This is a genomic window from Flavobacterium sp. GNP001 (assembly GCF_054343775.1).
Genome location: NZ_JBTGUX010000001.1, coordinates 2,741,656 through 2,760,274 on the forward strand (window position 1 = coordinate 2,741,656; position 18,619 = coordinate 2,760,274).

The following is an 18,619-nucleotide window of genomic DNA, read 5'->3' on the forward strand; positions in this document are numbered from 1 at the left end:
AAATCCAAATCCCAACAGGAGTTGAAAATTTGGATTTTTAAATATTGAAATTGAAAGTTTATCCCACCAAGTTAATAATTTTCCCGGGAACAATAATCACCTTGTTTGGTGTTTTACCGTCTAGTTGTTTGATGGTTCTTTCATCTTTCATTACGATTTCCTCGATTTGAGCTGCGGTTAAATCCAAAGGTAAAACTAGGGTAAAACGCATTTTTCCGTTGAAAGAAACTGGATATTCTTTCTCACTTTCTACTAAATGTTTTGGATCAAAAACTGGGAAAGGAACTGCTGCTATCGAGCCTTCATGACCTAGTAACGACCATAATTCTTCGGCAATGTGCGGCGCGTAAGGCGAAATCACAATAGCCAAAGGTTCTAAGATTTCACGAGAATGACAGTTTTGAGCAGACAATTCGTTTACGCAAATCATAAACTGCGAAACCGAAGTATTGAAAGAGAATCCTTCAATATCTTCAGCTACTTTTTTGATGGTTTTGTGCAATGATTTTAAGTTGTCTTTCGTCGGTGCGTCGTTGGTCACAATTAAACCATTTTCATCAAAATACAAACGACACAGTTTTTTTAAGAAACCAAAAACTCCTGAAATCCCTGCTGTATTCCAAGGTTTCGCTTGTTCTAATGGACCTAAGAACATTTCATACAAACGTAAGGTATCGGCTCCGTATTCTTCACAAATAGCATCTGGAGTAACCACATTGTATTTGGATTTCGACATTTTTTCAACCTCGCGACCAACGATATATTTACCGTTTTCGTCTAAAATAAATTCCGCATCAGCGTAATCCTCTCTCCAAGCTTTAAATCTTTCAATATCTAATTCATCAGATGAATTGACCATCGAAACATCAGCATGAATTGGCTGAACTGATTGTCCTGCAATACTATTTTTTGAAATAAAAGTATTTGTTCCTTCTAATCGGTACACAAACGCACTCGTTCCCAAAATCATTCCTTGATTGATCAATTTTTTGAACGGTTCTTCAGTAGGTGCAAAGCCTTTGTCTTTTAGGAATTTGTTCCAAAAACGAGAGTACAACAAGTGACCGGTTGCATGCTCATTTCCCCCTATATACAAATCAACATTTTGCCAATAGTTAAGCGCTTCTTGACTTGCAAATTCGGTTTCGTTGTGCGCATCCATATAACGCATCCAGTAGTAGCTACTTCCCGCCCAACCTGGCATGGTGTTCAATTCAAGAGGAAAAATAGTTGCATCATCAACCAAACTTGTTTCGACCACCTTATTGTTGACACTGTCCCAAGCCCAAACAGCCGCATTTCCTAAAGGTGGCAAACCGTCTTCGGTTGGTAAATATTTCTCCACCTCAGGTAAAATGATAGGCAAATGCTGCGCATCAATCATTTGCGGCAAGCCATTTACATAATACACCGGGAAAGGCTCACCCCAATAACGCTGGCGAGAGAAAACCGCATCACGCAAACGGTAATTGATTTTCCCTTTTCCTTGGTTTATTTTTTCTAGTTCTTCAATTACTTTCTGAGTTCCTTTTTTATAATCTAATCCATCTAAAAAATCAGAATCGACTAATTGAAATCCTTCTTTCGCTCCATAAGCTGTTTCCGAAATGTCCTGATCGAAGATGTTTTTGATGGCTGGCATTCCGTTTTGCCCCTTGAAGAAATTCGCAAATGCATAATCTCTCTCGTCTCCACAAGGAACCGCCATAACTGCACCCGTTCCATAGCCCGCCAAAACATAATCGCCAATCCAAACCGGAATTGGTTTTTTCGTAAACGGATGCTCTGCATACGCACCAGTGAATACTCCCGAAATGGTTTTCACATCAGCCATACGCTCACGCTCAGAACGTTTTGAGGTTTTTTCGATATAGGCTTCTACTTCTGCTTTTTGTTCGGCAGTAGTGATTTCCTGAACTAAAGGATGCTCTGGTGCTAAGGTCATAAAAGTAACTCCGAAGATAGTATCGGGTCTTGTTGTGAATACTTCAATGAAAGAATCCTTAGTCCCTAGTTCTGAGTCCGAAATTTGCTTTTCACTTTCGACTTTCGACTTTTGACTTTCGACTTTAAATTTAACCATTGCACCGACTGATTTCCCAATCCAGTTTCTTTGACTCTCTTTAATGCTTTCGCTCCAGTCGATATCATTTAAACCTTGCAACAAACGTTCCGCATAAGCTGAAATACGCATGCTCCATTGTGTCATTTTCTTGCGAACCACTGTAAATCCGCCACGTTCCGAAACGCCGTTTACAATTTCATCATTGGCCAAAACCGTTCCTAATCCTGGACACCAGTTAACTTCCGTCTCCGCTAAATACGTCAATCGGTATTGCAAAAGGATTTTCTCCTGAGTCTCTTTTGCGAAAGCGTTCCATTCTTCGGCTGAAAAAGGATCGATATTTTCATCGCAAACCGCATTTACACTAGCATTTCCTTCTTTTTCAAATAAGGCAACTAGGGTTGCAATATCCTCAGCTTTGTCGCTGTTTTTATTGTACCAAGAGTTGAATAATTGGATAAAAATCCATTGTGTGTGCTTGTAATAATCTGGATTTGAAGTACGCACTTCACGACTCCAATCAAAAGAAAATCCTATTTTATCCAATTGCTTTCTGTAACCCGCAATTTGGTTTCCTTCTTTGTCCACACCACCGTCAATGTTCACACGAGTTGTATCCTCCGGACGTTGACCGGTTTGAATAGCGTATTGCTCAGCAGGCAACCCAAAACTGTCGTAACCCATAGGATGCAATACATTAAACCCTTGGTGTCTTTTGTACCTAGCAAATACATCAGAGGCAATATACCCTAGCGGATGCCCTACGTGTAAGCCCGCTCCAGATGGATAAGGAAACATGTCTAGAACGTAATATTTAGGCTTATCTGAGTGGTTTTCGGCTTTGAATATTTGGTTTTCTTGCCAGTATTTTTGCCATTTGGCTTCAATTTCGTTGGGATTGTATTTCATTTCTATTAAGTTCTGAGTAACTAAGGTTCTACGATTCTTAGATTTATTGAGATGACTATTTTTAGATGCCAAATTTACGTTTATTGTACGAAAGTTGAAACTTTGAACGTTATTAACTTTAAATAAAGAAATTGTTTATTATTTTTACCCCATAATTACATCATCCTATGAGTTCTTCTTTTGATAATTTCCAAAAACGCCGTTTAATTTCCTCTTATTTTTCAGTAGTGTTAAGTGTATTCTTAGTGTTATTTTTACTGGGAATTTTAGGGCTTTTTATCATTAATTCTAAAAAACTAGCCAACGACTTTAAAGAAAACATTGCAATGACTGTGTTTTTTAAAAATGAAGCTAACGATAGTATTGTGAAAAGTTTTGACCAGCAATTAAAAACAAGTCCTTTTGTACGCTCCCATAAATACGTGACTAAAGAAGCTGCCGCAAAAGAACACACCGATATTATTGGCGAAGATTTTATGACTTTTCTTGGCGAAAACCCATTGCAAAACTCGTACGATATTCACTTTAAAGGAGATTATGTAGTCAATGATAGCATCATCAAAATTGAAGCACAATTACGTAAAAACACAATGATATCTGATATTGTATATGATAAGCAATTGGTTAATCTGGTAAACGACAATATCAATAAAGTAAGTATGTGGATTTTAATTGTGAGTAGTTTCTTGGCTGTTATTGCTGTTTTATTAATCAACAGCTCGCTTAGATTATCTATTTATTCGAATCGATTTATAATTAAAACCATGCAAATGGTGGGAGCAACAAAATCTTTTATCCGTAAACCATTTGTCATGCGCAGTATTAAACTCGGCATGATTGGTGCAGGTTTAGCTGTAATTGCCTTACTTGGCGTATTATTTTATATTGACAATAACTTTCCGCTATTGGGAATATTTAATGATAAAGGATCAATTACATTGGTATTAATAGGCGTATTAGCAATAGGAATTGTGATCACTTGGTTGAGTACTTACTTTGCTACACAACGATTTTTGAATTTACGCACAGACGATCTTTATTAGTATTTAGTTATCAGTCCTGACTTACAGCATTAAGTAAAAACAACAGCATTTACAAATGGAAGAAAAAGATAAAAAAAACGAATTTTTGTTTGAGAAAGTAAACTACAAAATTCTATTGATTGGACTTGGCGTGATAGCCTTAGGCTTTATTTTAATGTCTGGTGGCGGTAGCGAAGACCCTAATGTATTTAGCGAAGATATATTCAATTTTAGAAGAATTAGATTGGCACCAACAACTGTTTTAATCGGTTTTGGAATTACTATTTATGCCATTCTTAAGAATCCCAAAAACGCATAAATGAATACATTACAAGCGTTTTTGATTGCCATCATCGAAGGATTGACAGAATACCTACCGGTTTCATCAACGGCTCACATGGTTTTTTTGAGTTCGTATTACGGGATACAAGAAGATGATTTCGTTAAGCTTTTTCAAGTTTCCATACAATTTGGTGCCATCTTGGCGGTTGTTGCTTTGTATTGGAAAAAATTCTTTGATTTTTCCAAATTTAATTTTTATCTCAAACTATTTTGCGCTGTTATACCTGCACTCGTATTAGGTAAACTATTTGATGACAAAATAGAAGCTGTTCTAGGAAATCCTATCCCTATTGCCATAGTTCTTATTTTAGGCGGTGTTGTTCTACTTTTTATTGACAACTATTTTAAAAACCCTACCATTTTAAAAGAAGAGGATATTTCTATAAAAAAAGCCGTGACCATTGGTTTCTGGCAGTGTTTGGCCATGATGCCTGGCACTAGTCGATCTGCCGCATCAATTATCGGAGGAATGCAACAGGGTTTATCTCGCCATGCTGCAGCCGAATTTTCATTTTTTCTAGCAGTTCCAACCATGATGGCCGTTACCTGCTACTCTGTATTCTTAAAGACCTACGAAAGTTCACAGATGAAGGGTTATGAACTCATTTTAAAATCAGATCAAAACATTCAGCTCTTTATAATTGGTAACATTGTAGCCTTTGTAGTTGCCATTATTGCAATAAAATTTTTTATTGAAATCATCAAAAAATACGGTTTTAAACCTTGGGGTTGGTACCGAATAATAGTTGGGATCTTTTTACTGATTTACTTTTCATACTTTAAATAAATTCCAGCGATGACAGTCGAAGACTACCAAAACGGACAAATTTTACTTATTGACAAACCATTAAATTGGAGTTCTTTTCAGGCTGTAAACAAGCTAAAATATGCTTTGATTAATAAAGTTGGATTGCCCAAAAAATTCAAGATTGGTCACGCCGGTACCTTAGACCCACTAGCAAGTGGTTTATTAATAGTTTGTACCGGAAAGTTTACCAAAAGAATTGCTGAGCTTCAAGGTCAAGCCAAAGAATATACAGGCACCTTTTTCATTGGAGCCACAACACCTTCCTATGATTTAGAAACAGAGATTGACCAAACTTTCCCAACAGAACACATAAACGAAAGCTTGATTCATGAAACCGTGAAACAATTTCTTGGTGAAATTGACCAAATACCTCCTATTTTTTCAGCAATAAAAAAAGATGGCGTTCGCTTGTATGAACACGCTCGCGCAGGAGAAAGTATCGAAATTGCTAGTCGCAAAACTACCATACACGAATTTGAAATCACCCGAATTGCATTGCCTGAAATTGAATTTAGAGTAGTTTGCAGTAAAGGAACTTACATTCGTTCTCTAGCATATGATTTTGGAAAAGCCATGCAATCCGGCTCTCATTTGACCGTTTTACGAAGAACAAAAATTGGAGATTACAATGTTAAAAACGGAATTAATGTTCTTGATTTTGAAGAAAGTCTAACTGCAAAATAAAATCACTAACAACTGAATTCAAGACACTTTATAGGTTTTGATTGCCTTATAAAAGACAAAAACACATGACAAATTCAAACTGAAATTTGCGATGTGTTTTTTCTAAAGGTAAAAAGTAATTTTCACTTCATACTTTTACTCTTTCTGGGTTTAGTTTACGATTAGTAATGAGGAATGTTTTTTCCACCAAATAAAACCAGAGACAAATAATCATACAATCTTTCAAATAAATTTTTCATGATACTGTTTTTTTAATTGTTAAACAATGCGAAACATGTATAAAAAAAGTAAATAAATTAATAGATTTGGCTATATATGAGCAAGTTACGTATATTTTTAAATTTAAAAAATTAATTTTTCTTAAAAGAAATATAAAACATAAAATGATGTATTTGAGCGAACTTTTTAGTTTATTCGTCGATAGATTCAGTATTTTATTTCAGAATTTTCTTTTGTTTATTTGTTGTAAATAGTTTTATCTCAACAGAATTTGTAAGATTTCACTCTGCGTAGCAAGACCCTTATCGTCATGATACCATTTTTGTAAGTTGGTTTTTAGCGTGGCATCGATAACTCCATGCTCTTTTTTGTAATTTTCAACCAATTCCACAGCAGGTTTGGGTCTTGGTCCCCAACTATTTACCACTTCATTTGTATCAGAATTTATACAAATCAAAATTGGAATAGATTTGGCATTATTCGTTAAAAATAAGTTCATGAGCGGCTCATTATCATCACGCAAAACAATCTTCAAATCAATGGTAGGCGCCAAATTCACCATTTTATTGATAACTGGTAGTATTTGGGCTGCATCACCGCACCATCCCTCAGAAATAACCAAAAATAAGTAGTTCTGTTTAATACTTTTCAATTGGGCCGCAACCGACTCAGTAATCACAATTGTTTTATCCAAACGCTTCATGCGTGTTTCATTGAGCTGACTGTAGTGCGTTAAATCTTCGCTCTGTATATGTCCGGTTGATTTACCATCCGATAGCAAATTAGTAATCAACTGCTTGTAGCCATCGTATGTATAACTTTTAGCCAAAGCTTGTTCAATTTCTTGTTTCATGAGCTGCATTTTTGAAATACAAAGTTAGGTATATTTAGAATTTTAATTCATCGGAAACAATCCTACTTAAAAAAAATAAGTAATTTTAGCACAAATAAACAAAATGGACTTACACACAAAATCGATTGGATTAGTGCTTTCTGGTGGTGGCTCAAAAGGTTTGGCTCACGCTGGTGCAATTAAATTTTTAGAAGAAAAAGGCATTAAACCAAGTATAATTGCGGGTACTAGCGCTGGATCAATAGTAGGCGCATTGTATGCCTGTGGTAAAACACCTGATGAAATTTTAGCTTTTTTTAAATCCATTTATCTTTTTAACTGGAAACATTTAACTTTTAAAAAAGCGGGTTTAATCGATTCTGAATCGTTTAAAATCTATTTTAAAGCCATTTTTAAAGAAGCAACTTTGGCCGATTTAAACATTCCATTGCAGATAACCGCCACTGATATGGTACGCGGGAAATTAAAAATATTTCATCCCGGTACGAAGGTCGTTGATGCCGTTTTAGCCTCATCTGCTTTTCCGGGAATAATTTCGCCCTATGCCATCGATGGCAATATTTATAGTGATGGTGGAATCCTGAACCACTTTCCTACTGACATTTTATTAGGACAGTGCGACACAATTATAGGAGTTTATGTGAGCCCAATTCAAAAAATTGAAGCTTCTGATTTAAACTCAATCAAAGCAGTGACAACGCGCGCCTTTGATTTGTTATCGGCCAACTCCAATATTCATAAATTTAATATGTGCGATTGGGTCATTGAACCCAAAGAACTCTGTATCTATAGCACCTTTGAAACCAGCAAACTAAAGATGGATCAGGTGTTCCAAATTGGCTATCAAGCAGCCAAAAATTCGTATGAAAAACTAGCTTTATAAAATAGAGTCAAGATTATTTTAAAAAAAAAGAAAATTCTATATTTGCACCAATCAACGCAACACACACATGAAATACAAAAGAATTCTACTGAAATTAAGTGGAGAAGCCTTAATGGGCGACTTACAATACGGAATTGATCCTAAAAGACTAGCTGAATATGCTGACGAGATTAAGCAAATTCACGCTAAAGGAGTAGAAATTGCCATTGTAATAGGTGGTGGAAATATTTTTAGAGGAGTTGCAGGCGCAAGTGCAGGTATGGATCGTGTACAAGGCGATTATATGGGAATGCTTGCTACCGTAATCAACGGAATGGCATTGCAAGGCGCTCTTGAAGAAAAAGGAATGAAAACCCGTTTGCAGACGGCTTTGAAAATGGAGTCAATCGCTGAGCCTTACATTAAAAGGAGAGCCGACAGACATCTTGAAAAAGGTAGAATTGTAATTTTTGGTGCTGGAACCGGAAATCCATACTTCACAACAGATACTGCAGCGGTTTTAAGAGGAATTGAAATTAATGCTGATGTAATTTTAAAAGGAACGCGTGTTGATGGTGTATATGATTCTGATCCAGAAAAAAATGCATCAGCAGTAAAATTTGATTTTATCTCTTTTGAAGATGTATTGAAAAAAGGACTGAATGTAATGGACACAACGGCTTTTACCCTAAGTCAAGAAAACAAATTACCTATTGTAGTATTTGATATGAACAAAGTGGGTAACTTACTTAAAATTTGCCAAGGCGAAAATATAGGAACTGTAGTAAATATATAGTAAACAGTTACAGTTTACAGTCGCAAAGCGGCTAAAACTGAAAACTGTTGCTAAAAACTGAAAATTAAAATTATGACTGAAGAAATTGATTTTATATTAGATAGCACACAAGAATCAATGGCGGGTTCTATTGCGCATTTAGAAAAAGAATTTTTAAATATCCGTGCCGGAAAAGCATCGCCTGCTATGTTAGGAAGTGTTTTTGTTGATTATTACGGTGCAGCTACGCCTTTGTCACAAGTTTCAAAAATTAGTGTGCCAGATGCTAGAACAATTACGTTGCAGCCGTTTGAAAAAAGCATGCTTCACCCGATTGAAAAAGCTATTATGATAGCTAATTTGGGCTTTAACCCAATGAACAATGGTGATGTAGTAATCATTAGTGTTCCGCCTTTGACAGAAGATCGTCGTAGAGAATTGGCTAAACAAGCCAAAGCAGAGGCTGAAGATGCTAAAATTGGAATTCGTAATGCTCGTAAAGATGCCAACACCGAAATCAAAAAATTAGAGAAAGACGGTACCTCAGAAGACATTTGTAAAAGTGCCGAAGAAGAAGTACAAAACTTAACCAACAGTTTTATCAAAAAAATTGATGAATTGTTAGTGGTAAAAGAAGCCGAAATCATGAAGGTGTAAACCTATCTGACAAATATTTTAAAACCGCCTTGTTCAAACAAGGCGGTTTTTTTATGTTAAATATCACCAAAAGTGGGTATTGTAAAACCTAAAGAGTGTTGCTATTTTTATAATTATTCATTAACCAAAAAAAATATGCAAACAAACAAACAAACAAACAAACAAACAAACAAACAAACAAATACCTTACACAGCGAAGAATTTAGTCGCTTTAATTATGGTTTGTTTATTGTTCAATTTTCAATCCTGTAGTCCCGAGGAGGTGATACTACAAAATGAATCCATGATTAAATCGAGAGATTATAGCTTTAAAAAGATAGATTTTTTAGAATTAAAAAAAATAAATAACCTTGTATTTATTGAATCTGCAAAACTGAAAAAAGTTGCATCGAATGATAAAAATAAAACATCAAACTCATCATCTAATTACGATATAGATTTACAAAATATTCAATATGTAAAAACAGTAAATGATGACGAAACATTCTCTTTTCGTATCTTTCAAGTTCCTACAGCAACTTTTCAACAAAATATTGTTCTTGAATGTAAAAAAAATGAAAAACCTCAAGCATACTTAATAACCTATTATTTAACTAAAAGGCTAAATCAAATTAGCGGTAGTACTGATTTTATTCGCGCCGTAAAAAGTTCAACTATTAACAAAATAGATAATCCTTTAAAAACCAACAGGACAACAACTGGTGGGGGTTGCTTACAAGTAGGCTATTACGATGATGTTGAAGTGTGCCAAAACGAACTAGATACAAGACCACGCTGTTATGAGAGTGACGGTATAACAAAAGCTACAATTAAAGTTTTTAAAGTAATTGAAAGCGCTTGTAGTACCAGCGCTGGCCCTACTGATTTTATCCCACTTGCTACTCAATGGCAAAATTATCAAAACACAAATAACAATCCCTACGCGGAAAATTCCAATAATGGTGGAAACACAGGAATTGGCGGTAGCGAAGAAAACCCTTCTCAAAACATTTTTATCCCAAATTATTTTGAAGGTGCCGATTTAAGTGACCCTGCTGTGCAAAACTGGATTAAAGTAAATCAATTCTTAACTAATTTATATATTAGTAGTAACGATATAAGTAATGTCGTTAATTCTACAGAGTGGCTTTTAGCGTATACCAATTATTGGATAAATTCAAATGGGGCTTAACTCCTGCAAATGAAAATATATTGACATTTACTTATAATGCTATACCAACTTTATTCAACCAATATAATGGCACTAATTATGAACTAAACGCCATTAACAATTTTAAGTTCAGTACCTTTCAATTCCTACTCTTTCATGGAGAATTTTTGTCAAAACTTGATCCTTTGACACAGAAAAGTCTTTTGAATGAAATAACTACTTTAGAAAAAATTGAAGTTGTTAATAATGTGGTTAATTTTATGATTCAAAATCCCGATGAAATTCTATTTACGTCAGAGATATTAAAAGCAATCAATCTTAATCCATCATTAAATATAGATCTCGAATCTTCTTTCAATTCACCATTCAATATTGATAGATCATCAATAAAAGATGTTACCGAAGAGGATAAAAAGTTTAATAAAATATATGATGCATTAAAAACTTCACCAGAGTTTAAAAAACTTTTTATTGACCTATTTGATGGAGATAAAAGCCGAATAAACGTTAAATTTGAGATAGCCGATCGAGTATTTACAGATAATGATACTTCTAAACCAGAAGTTAACGCCACTACAAGTGAAGATCCAGTCACCAAAAATTTGACAATAAAAATAAGTAAACAAATAGTAATCTTAGGCACAGCAAGATCCCAAACCAATATTGAAAATGCAAAAACAATATTACATGAATGCATTCATGCGTATCTTTTTTCAAAAGCTGCTAAGCTTAGCATTGGGGCAAATTTTGTTACAATTTTAAACACCATGTATCCTACTCCTAACGAACAGCACGATTTTATGTACGACAAAATGATTCCTACAATGCAAAAAGTGCTAGGAGAAATAAGAGATTTGGTAACGACCGAACCAAAAAGAAATATCTTGGAAACGTATAAAATGTATCCAACTGCCAATCCATTACCTTCTACTCCTTTTAGCTGGATAGAATTTTATTAATACATAAGCTTCAGCGGATTAGACGAAGCTAACTGTTTTAAACAGGATTTTCCCAAAAACAGTGATGCACGTTCGCTCTTAAATCAATATATAACCGCCGGAAAATCAGAACTAGACAGATAAAAATATGAAAAATTTATACCTAATACTATTATTTATCACAGGTAATATTTATTGCCAAAACATCTCTTTAATCAAAAACTTAGATACAGCATATGTAGACTTCAAAGAAAGTGCTATGCAAATTAAGACCGTTTTACCTAAAGATAATCCAGGATTTAAAAGATGGTATATTATACAATTTAAAGAAAAAAATAAGGATGAATATTTACAATTTTGGGTAAGTGATTATCCCTCCTCTAAAAGAAGAGAGATGGGTATTAAATCAGATTATAGATTGGTTGAAAAATCATACTTAAGGAGAAATAAAAAAAAGACTATCTCAGTGGATTTCTTTAAAAAATATGGCGTTTTCAAGAGCTATTATCAAGCGTTTGAAAAATGTAAAGTAATATACATAATTGACAGATCAGAGGAGAAAAATGGACAAATTCCTATTTATGAAGTATCAATATCAAGTTCATATATGATGGGAGAGTAAAATAGTATTTTTGTTACTAAAGCAAAACATTAACTGCAGAACAAACTTGCTCTTAAAGCGCGCGCGTCCCGCTCGTGATGCCTGTTATGGATGAAAATTTAACTTAATTTAAGCTAGCATTGAAAAATTAAAGCATCAAACAATCTAGATTATGTTTACGAGCGGAAAATATTGGTTTAAAAACTAAATCATAATAACATGAAAAAATACTTGTTCCTATTGCTGCTTTTTGCAATAAAACTGTTCAGCCAAAACTATGATTCTCTCAAAGAGTCCGACACTATTTATATTGAATTCAAAGGAAAAATCAACGAAAGGAAATACTCTATTGATACTAACTTTAAACCAAATAATTTTGATGAGAGGGCTTATAGCTTTGTAGTACCCGGAAAATTAGCACTTTACTTTCAACACCCAGAGTTTAAAAATTGGGAAAAAAAGAATGCAAATATAATTTCTGAAGTGAGAAAAGTAAATAAAGCATTTTTAAAAAAAAATAAAGAACATACAATTGGAATAAATTTTTTAAAAAAATACGAACAGAATAACATTATATGTCAGCTGTTTACACAATTGAAAGTGTTTTATATTATTGATTTTACTGAAAAGAAAAAAGGGAATGTTGTGTTATATGAAGTTAATTCTATGAACGTTTGTCCAGTGTCGGAATAATGAAATGCATTGATGTAAATCGCTTTTCCAAAGTAGAGATTATTGCCATAGTCAGATATTTACCACAAATTAACTTGGTTAAAATTTGCAAGAGTTATTGAAAATAAATAAAATATCACTCTAAAAAGATTTCTAAAGTCCCACACAGCTAATATCAATATTTTAAAAACCGCCTTGTTAAGAAAACGAGGCGGTTTTTTTGTGGTTTTAAGTATCCAGTCGTTCGACATATTTAATGCTATACTAGTTTAGAAAAAAAGCAATGTTCTAACGCTTTACAATACTCACCGCAGTTCCTGTTATCATTACAGTGATTAACCCTTCGCCGCTTTTGAGCTCCACATCTACTTGAATTCCTACAACTGCGTTGGCATTCATTTTTTCAGCATTTACTTTTAGGTTGGCAAATGCCTTTTCTCTTACTTCTGCAATACTTTCAGCAATACCATCGTAGTATTTTTGCATGCTAAAAGTCAAACCCATTTTTTGCATATTAATAGCAGTACCTGAGACAATGCCATTGTATTCGAGAATTTTATAATCTTCGATAGAGTTAGTTGTGGTTAGAATCATAATCGTTTTGGTTTATTATTGGTTAGTCATAGTGTCATGCAGAAATTACATTGTACTTAAAATAAGTTATCCAAAATAAACCAATTTTAAAACAATAAAAATACAACTATCTCTAATGACTTGAAACGAATTTCAAGCCAATGATAGAACTAATTAAAGTGGTAATAAAAAACAGACGCCAAAAATCAGCCGGCTCCTTGAATACAAAAATACCCACCAGCACAGTTCCCACTGCTCCAATTCCGGTCCAAACTGCGTATGCGGTTCCTATTGGTAAAGTTTGCGTAGCTTTATAAAGCAATACCATACTTATTGTTAAACATGCTAAAAAACCGAGCAACCATAATGTCGCTGCCGTACCGGTACTTTCTTTGGCTTTACCTAAACAAGTTGCAAAACCAACTTCGAACAGGCCTCCAATAATCAACAAAATCCAATTCATATTATTGTTTTACAATTAATACTGATGGTACGCCACTCAACCAAACACTACGCGAATCAACCAGCTGTTTCCAGCTTTCGAGACTAATTAACATCAAATTTTGTTGAGCCAAAAACTCTTTCTTGATGGTTTTTTCAGTAATCAAACTGATATTGTTTGGATGTTTTTGCTCTAAAGAATCTACGGCACTATTCATTACAAAATTAGTAGCCACATGACCATTTACATCTAAAATAATCACTTTAGAGTTGTTGTTGTAAATCAGTTTTTGAATGTAATCAAGTACAAAAGCATCTTCGGTGCTAAAAACAGGCACAAAAACATTTTGTACTTCTTGTAAATCTTTGTCAATTAAAATCCCAATTGGCATTTTGGTTTTAGAAATAATTTGTCTCGTTCGCTCATCAAACGGAGAGTTTTCGAACAAACCTTCCTTACCTGTAAATTTATCAATTAAGCGATCCGGATTTATAATTCGAGTAGTAAAACCAATTACTTTACCCAAAATAGTACCTTCAAAAATAGATTTTCCAAGTCCTACCAACAGCAAATCATAATCTCCTTGATTGGCTACATCGGCAATTTCAGTTTCAATATCTGTAGTGGCTTTAAAAATCGTAGTGATCTCTTGTTTGAGCACCTGAGACTCCTCAACAATAGGATGGAAACTGTTTTTTTCCTTGTCTTCCATATTAAAGGTATGCACCTCATCACTTAAAGACAAGTGCATCACGGTAACACTAGAGGTATTTTTTTGTCGTTTGGTTAAGCTATTGGCCAATCGCAACAAGGATTTTCCTTTTTCGTTATTACCAAAAGATATCAAAACGCGGTATTTATTATCGTTTATAGGCTCTAAAACTTCTGTGCTATCCTTAGTTTTAAAAATAAAATTAATCAAATCGAGCGCTGGACCAGTCATAAAAGTCGTAACCAAGGCCATAATTACCATCATAGTAAAAACTTCTGGAGTCAGCACTTTCAGTTCCAAACCAATGTTCAAAACAATCAGCTCCATCAATCCTCTGGTGTTCATTAAAGCGCCAATTGTAAAACTATCACGCCACGATTGCCCAACAAACTTTGCTGCCAAAGCACTGCCAAGAAATTTACCAACAACAGCTACCAAAATAATAAAGCCTGTAACTTTCCATAAATAAGGATCGTTGATAAGTCCAATTTCAGTTTTTAAACCTGTAAATACAAAGAACAACGGAAGCAACAGTATCAGCGCAACGTCTTCTACTTTTTCGATAAAAATAGTTCTGAATTTTGGAACATCAGGCATAATAACACCCGCCATAAAAGCACCAAAAAGGGCATGAATCCCGATAACCTCGGTAACATAAGATGACATAATAAGTACCAAAAAGAAAATAGCAACAACTGGTTTTACTATGCTTTCTTTGGAACCGTACAAATCACCAATACGTTTTAAAAACGGTTTTACAACATAAATCATTGCCACCACGTACAACACCGCAAGCGAGATGATGTATAATGAACTGACAAAATTACCTGCTTTCACAATGGCAATTACAACTGCCAAGATACACCACGCAGTAATATCATCGGCGGCAGCGCAAGTGATTACTATAGCTCCTAACCTAGTTTTATGAATGCCTCGTTCTTGTACAATTCTAGCCAAAACCGGAAAAGCAGTAATACTCAAAGCAATACCCATGAACAAACTAAACGACAAAAAGGTCACGCCCTCAGGAGCAAACTGATTGTAAACAAAATAGGCTAATCCGATACCGAGTGCAAAAGGAATTATAATACTCGCATGACTAATGACAATGGCTTCGTTGGCTTTGTTTTTCAATATTTTCAAATCCAGTTCCATCCCAATCACAAACATGAAAAGAATCAAACCAATTTGACTCAAGAACTTTAAGTTACCCAAAGAAGCAACGGGGAATAAAATCGCCGAAAATTCCGGAAAATACATTCCTAACAAAGACGGCCCCAACACAATTCCTGCAATGATTTCACCAATCACAGAAGGTTGTCCTATTTTTCTAAAAACCCATCCAAAAAAACGAGCTACTAAAATGATGGTTACAATTTGTGCCAATAAAATAGCCAAAGGTTCCTGAAAACTATGCTGCATCGAGATCAAAAAATCAGCCCACGAACCCTTACCACTAGCGGGTTTGTCAATGACTTCTGTTGCTTCTAACAGTTTTCCTTGTGTAATAATCCAATACATCAGTACTGAAAAACAACCTGTTACAATCAGATAGAAAATAGTGTTTTTATAATTCTTCATAGCAAAAAAAATAGTTTTATGGGTTTGTTTTTACCACCCCACATCTAAGTCAAATATATCATTATTATTTTATTCTATTTTTTAAAATAGAAACAAAATAAAAACTTAATGTTTAGGTAAAACAAGCAAATCTTTGACCTTAAACTAACGATTCAAAGTGGTTTTAACTACCTTTGCGCCCGTTAAATGTAAGTTATGATCAAGTGGTTTAGTTTGGGATTTTGGGAATTAATTGCCCGTGTAGTCCTTCGAAATAGAATTTTAATGCTGTCTATTATAGTTGTAATAACAGCACTTTTGGCCTCACAATGGAAAAACATCCATTTTACTTTTACCGAAGCTAATTTATTACCTGACGATAATATTGTTAATATTGAGTACAATGCCTTTCTCAACAAATTTGGCGAAGAAGGAAATCTTGTCATCATAGGCGTACAAGACAAAGCCATTTTTACCCCAAAAGCTTTTGCCGCTTGGAGTAAAATGATGAATACTCTTAAAGGCGACAAAGCCGTTGATTTGGTCGTGTCTTTGAATGATTTAAAAAAATTACAAAAAAACGACTCGCTACAAACTTTTGAATTAATTCCCTTTGTTGAGCAATCAAAAACTCTTGACCCAGCCTATCTCCAGAAAATAAAAAAAGAACTATTTAACGACCTCCCTTTTTACGAAGGTTTACTGTTTAACAAGCGTTCTGGAAGTATTCGTTCTGCCATTTACATGGATAAGAAAATTGTAAATACTGCCGCTCGAAAAGATTTTATTTTAGACAAACTCGTTCCCGCCGTTGAAACATTCGAGAAAGAAACTGGAATCGACCTTCGTGTATCGGGTATGCCATACATTCGAACCCTCAATGCAAAAACGATCACCGACGAAATTAGCATCTTTATTGGTGCTTCACTCTTGGTTACCTCTTTGCTTTTCTTTTTCTTTTTTAGGAGTTTTAGAGCCACTTTAATCTCTATGATTATTGTGATTATTGGTGTAATGTGGTCGTTCGGGTTTTTAGGACTGCTGCATTATGAAATTACTGTATTAACGGCTTTAGTGCCTTCACTAATCATCGTAATTGGTATCCCAAATTGTATTTTCCTGACCAATAAATACCATCAAGAATATAAAATTCACCACAATAAAGCGAAGGCTTTACAACGTGTTACGACCAAAGTAGGTATGGCAACGCTAATGACTAACCTTACCACAGCCATTGGTTTTGCAACTTTTGTAGCGTCAAATAATCAATTGTTGTTAGAGTTTGGCGTGGTGACTTCCATAAACATTATGGCACTTTTCTTTTTGTGTATTATTGTGATTCCTATTTTTCACAGTTATATTCCCGCACCAAAAGAGCGCCACATCGAGCACTTAGATCGAGACTATGTAAAATCATTCATGGGCTGGATTTTGCGCAACGTAAAGTACAACCGTTTCTCTATTTATGTGGTTGCTATTTCATTATTGGTAATCAGTATTATTGGCATTTACGAAATGCGTATTTCTGGTAGCCTCATCGAAGACATGCCTAAAAAAGAAGCCTTTTTCGAGGACATCGTTTTCTTCGAAAAAGAATTTGATGGTGTCATGCCACTCGAAATCATGATTGACACCAAACGCAAGAAAGGAGTAATGAAACTCTCAACCCTGCGAAGAATGGACGAACTCGAACAAGCCATTGATGAAATTCCTGAATTATCAAAACCCATTTCTATTGTAAACTTGATTAAATATTCGAAGCAAGCGTATTACAATGGCAATCCCGCGTATTACGAATTACCATCATCGCAAGAGCAATCCTTTATCTTATCGTATGCCAAAAATGCGACCAAAGATTCAAAGGACAACCTCATGAAAAGTTATGTAGATAATTCTGGTCAATTTGCCCGAATTACGACCTTTATGCGAGACGAAAGCGGCGATAAAATTGCTAAAATTGAAGCCGAAATCAAGAAAAAAGCAGCTAAAATTTTCCCTGAAAACCAATACAACGTCACCGTTACCGGCAAAGCTCTTGTGTTTCAGAAAGGAACCGGGTATTTGCTAGACAACTTATTGTCATCGCTAGCTTTTGCCTTTTTACTCACCGCGCTTTTAATTGCGTTTATGTTTCGTTCCTTCAAAATGGTACTGGTTTCTATCATTCCAAACCTCTTGCCGCTCATGCTTACTGCAGGACTGATGGGCTTTTTAGATATTCCGCTTAAGCCGTCAACGATATTAGTTTTTGGAATTGCGTTCGGACTTTCAGTCGATGATACCGTTCGTTTCTTGTCTCAGTATCGAGAAGAATTGAAGAAAAATAACTGGAAAATTCGCAAATCAGTTTACGCCACCTTTACAGATGCAGGCCTGAGTATGTTCTACACCTCAATCGTGCTTTTCTTTGGGTTTTCAGTATTTATGCTGTCTAGTTTTGGCGGGACAATTGCCCTTGGAGGATTGATTTCGTTGACACTGTTATTCGGAATGTTATCCAATTTAATGTTGTTGCCTGCCTTGGTACTCACACTCAACAAAACATTGGCCAACGAGCAAGATTTTATCGAACCAAAAATTGATATTATCGAACCAACCGATGAAGAAATTGACGATTTAACCTCAAAAAAATAAAATCAGTCAGGAGCTATTTCCGGCTATACGTTGCAATCTTCCTGTTTTTTAGCAAAAACAGGAAGGATTTCCACTGCTATCCGGGCTAGGAACTGTTGCATTGTACACTACTTGCGCTAGAAAAGGTTGTTTACTAAAACA

The 18,619-nt window shown here is 34.9% G+C and carries 17 protein-coding genes; 12 read left to right on the top strand and 5 right to left on the bottom strand.

Translation table 11 applies throughout. The features are described 5' to 3' along the window. Positions 1 to 58: 58 nt before the first annotated feature. On the bottom strand, positions 59 to 2,974 hold the full coding sequence (gene leuS, locus ACXX8U_RS11695; RefSeq protein WP_458565991.1) for a leucine--tRNA ligase: 2,916 nt from the start codon (positions 2,972 to 2,974) through the stop codon (positions 59 to 61). Between the two features lie 167 nt (positions 2,975 to 3,141). Here leuS and ACXX8U_RS11700 point away from each other — a divergent pair, with 167 nt between their 5' ends. Genes ACXX8U_RS11700 through truB form a run of 4 tightly spaced genes read left to right on the top strand, consistent with a single transcriptional unit; the run spans position 3,142 to position 5,830 of the window. After that, positions 3,142 to 4,017 carry a cell division protein FtsX gene (locus ACXX8U_RS11700; RefSeq protein ID WP_458565992.1) on the top strand — a complete coding sequence of 292 codons (876 nt, stop codon included), beginning with the start codon at positions 3,142 to 3,144 and terminating at the stop codon, positions 4,015 to 4,017. Positions 4,018 to 4,072: 55 nt separating this feature from the next. After that, on the top strand, positions 4,073 to 4,315 hold the full coding sequence (locus ACXX8U_RS11705) for a DUF3098 domain-containing protein (RefSeq protein WP_458565993.1): 243 nt from the start codon (positions 4,073 to 4,075) through the stop codon (positions 4,313 to 4,315). Next, positions 4,316 to 5,125: an undecaprenyl-diphosphate phosphatase gene (locus ACXX8U_RS11710; protein WP_458565994.1), complete on the top strand. Its 810-nt coding sequence runs from the start codon at positions 4,316 to 4,318 to the stop codon at positions 5,123 to 5,125. It abuts the gene before it with no gap. A 9-nt stretch (positions 5,126 to 5,134) separates the two neighbouring features. After that, positions 5,135 to 5,830 carry a tRNA pseudouridine(55) synthase TruB gene (gene truB / locus ACXX8U_RS11715; RefSeq protein ID WP_458565995.1) on the top strand — a complete coding sequence of 232 codons (696 nt, stop codon included), beginning with the start codon at positions 5,135 to 5,137 and terminating at the stop codon, positions 5,828 to 5,830. Between the two features lie 475 nt (positions 5,831 to 6,305). On the opposite strand, the gene ACXX8U_RS11720 is transcribed toward truB, so the two are convergent. Further along, positions 6,306 to 6,902, bottom strand: coding sequence for a thioredoxin family protein (locus ACXX8U_RS11720; RefSeq protein ID WP_458565996.1), 597 nt, complete (start codon positions 6,900 to 6,902; stop codon positions 6,306 to 6,308). Between the two features lie 103 nt (positions 6,903 to 7,005). On the opposite strand from ACXX8U_RS11720, the gene ACXX8U_RS11725 reads away from it, so the two are divergent. The 7 genes from ACXX8U_RS11725 to ACXX8U_RS11755 all read left to right on the top strand — a co-directional run bounded on the left by ACXX8U_RS11725 (position 7,006) and on the right by ACXX8U_RS11755 (position 12,578). Then, on the top strand, positions 7,006 to 7,785 hold the full coding sequence (locus tag ACXX8U_RS11725; protein WP_458565997.1) for a patatin-like phospholipase family protein: 780 nt from the start codon (positions 7,006 to 7,008) through the stop codon (positions 7,783 to 7,785). 67 nt (positions 7,786 to 7,852) lie between these two features. Continuing rightward, positions 7,853 to 8,560, top strand: a complete 708-nt coding sequence (pyrH, locus tag ACXX8U_RS11730) for a UMP kinase (RefSeq protein ID WP_166132874.1) — start codon at positions 7,853 to 7,855, stop codon at positions 8,558 to 8,560. A 72-nt stretch (positions 8,561 to 8,632) separates the two neighbouring features. Next, on the top strand, positions 8,633 to 9,196 hold the full coding sequence (gene frr, locus ACXX8U_RS11735; RefSeq protein ID WP_166132873.1) for a ribosome recycling factor: 564 nt from the start codon (positions 8,633 to 8,635) through the stop codon (positions 9,194 to 9,196). 283 nt (positions 9,197 to 9,479) lie between these two features. Continuing rightward, positions 9,480 to 10,367, top strand: a complete 888-nt coding sequence (locus ACXX8U_RS11740; protein ID WP_458565998.1) for a hypothetical protein — start codon at positions 9,480 to 9,482, stop codon at positions 10,365 to 10,367. Continuing rightward, a complete protein-coding gene (locus ACXX8U_RS11745) occupies positions 10,319 to 11,305 on the top strand; it encodes a hypothetical protein (RefSeq protein ID WP_458565999.1) in 987 nt (328 codons plus the stop codon). Before ACXX8U_RS11740 ends, ACXX8U_RS11745 begins: the two co-directional genes overlap by 49 nt. 127 nt (positions 11,306 to 11,432) lie before the next feature. Beyond that, positions 11,433 to 11,906 (top strand): hypothetical protein, encoded by a 474-nt coding sequence (locus tag ACXX8U_RS11750; RefSeq protein WP_458566000.1) that lies wholly within the window; start codon positions 11,433 to 11,435, stop codon positions 11,904 to 11,906. 198 nt (positions 11,907 to 12,104) lie between these two features. Further along, positions 12,105 to 12,578 (top strand): hypothetical protein, encoded by a 474-nt coding sequence (locus ACXX8U_RS11755; RefSeq protein WP_458566001.1) that lies wholly within the window; start codon positions 12,105 to 12,107, stop codon positions 12,576 to 12,578. 267 nt (positions 12,579 to 12,845) lie between these two features. Here the strand turns inward: ACXX8U_RS11755 and ACXX8U_RS11760 are convergent, their stop codons facing one another. The 3 genes from ACXX8U_RS11760 to ACXX8U_RS11770 all read right to left on the bottom strand — a co-directional run bounded on the left by ACXX8U_RS11760 (position 12,846) and on the right by ACXX8U_RS11770 (position 15,865). Beyond that, positions 12,846 to 13,151: a YbjQ family protein gene (locus tag ACXX8U_RS11760; RefSeq protein WP_458566002.1), complete on the bottom strand. Its 306-nt coding sequence runs from the start codon at positions 13,149 to 13,151 to the stop codon at positions 12,846 to 12,848. Between the two features lie 112 nt (positions 13,152 to 13,263). Beyond that, entirely contained in the window at positions 13,264 to 13,593 is a 330-nt protein-coding gene (locus ACXX8U_RS11765; RefSeq protein WP_166132870.1) for a DMT family transporter, read from the bottom strand. A gap of 1 nt (position 13,594) precedes the next feature. Next, positions 13,595 to 15,865: a cation:proton antiporter gene (locus ACXX8U_RS11770; RefSeq protein ID WP_458566003.1), complete on the bottom strand. Its 2,271-nt coding sequence runs from the start codon at positions 15,863 to 15,865 to the stop codon at positions 13,595 to 13,597. A gap of 195 nt (positions 15,866 to 16,060) precedes the next feature. Between ACXX8U_RS11770 and ACXX8U_RS11775 the strand changes: the two genes are divergently transcribed. Next, positions 16,061 to 18,478 (top strand): efflux RND transporter permease subunit, encoded by a 2,418-nt coding sequence (locus tag ACXX8U_RS11775; RefSeq protein ID WP_458566004.1) that lies wholly within the window; start codon positions 16,061 to 16,063, stop codon positions 18,476 to 18,478. The last annotated feature ends 141 nt before the right edge of the window (positions 18,479 to 18,619 follow it).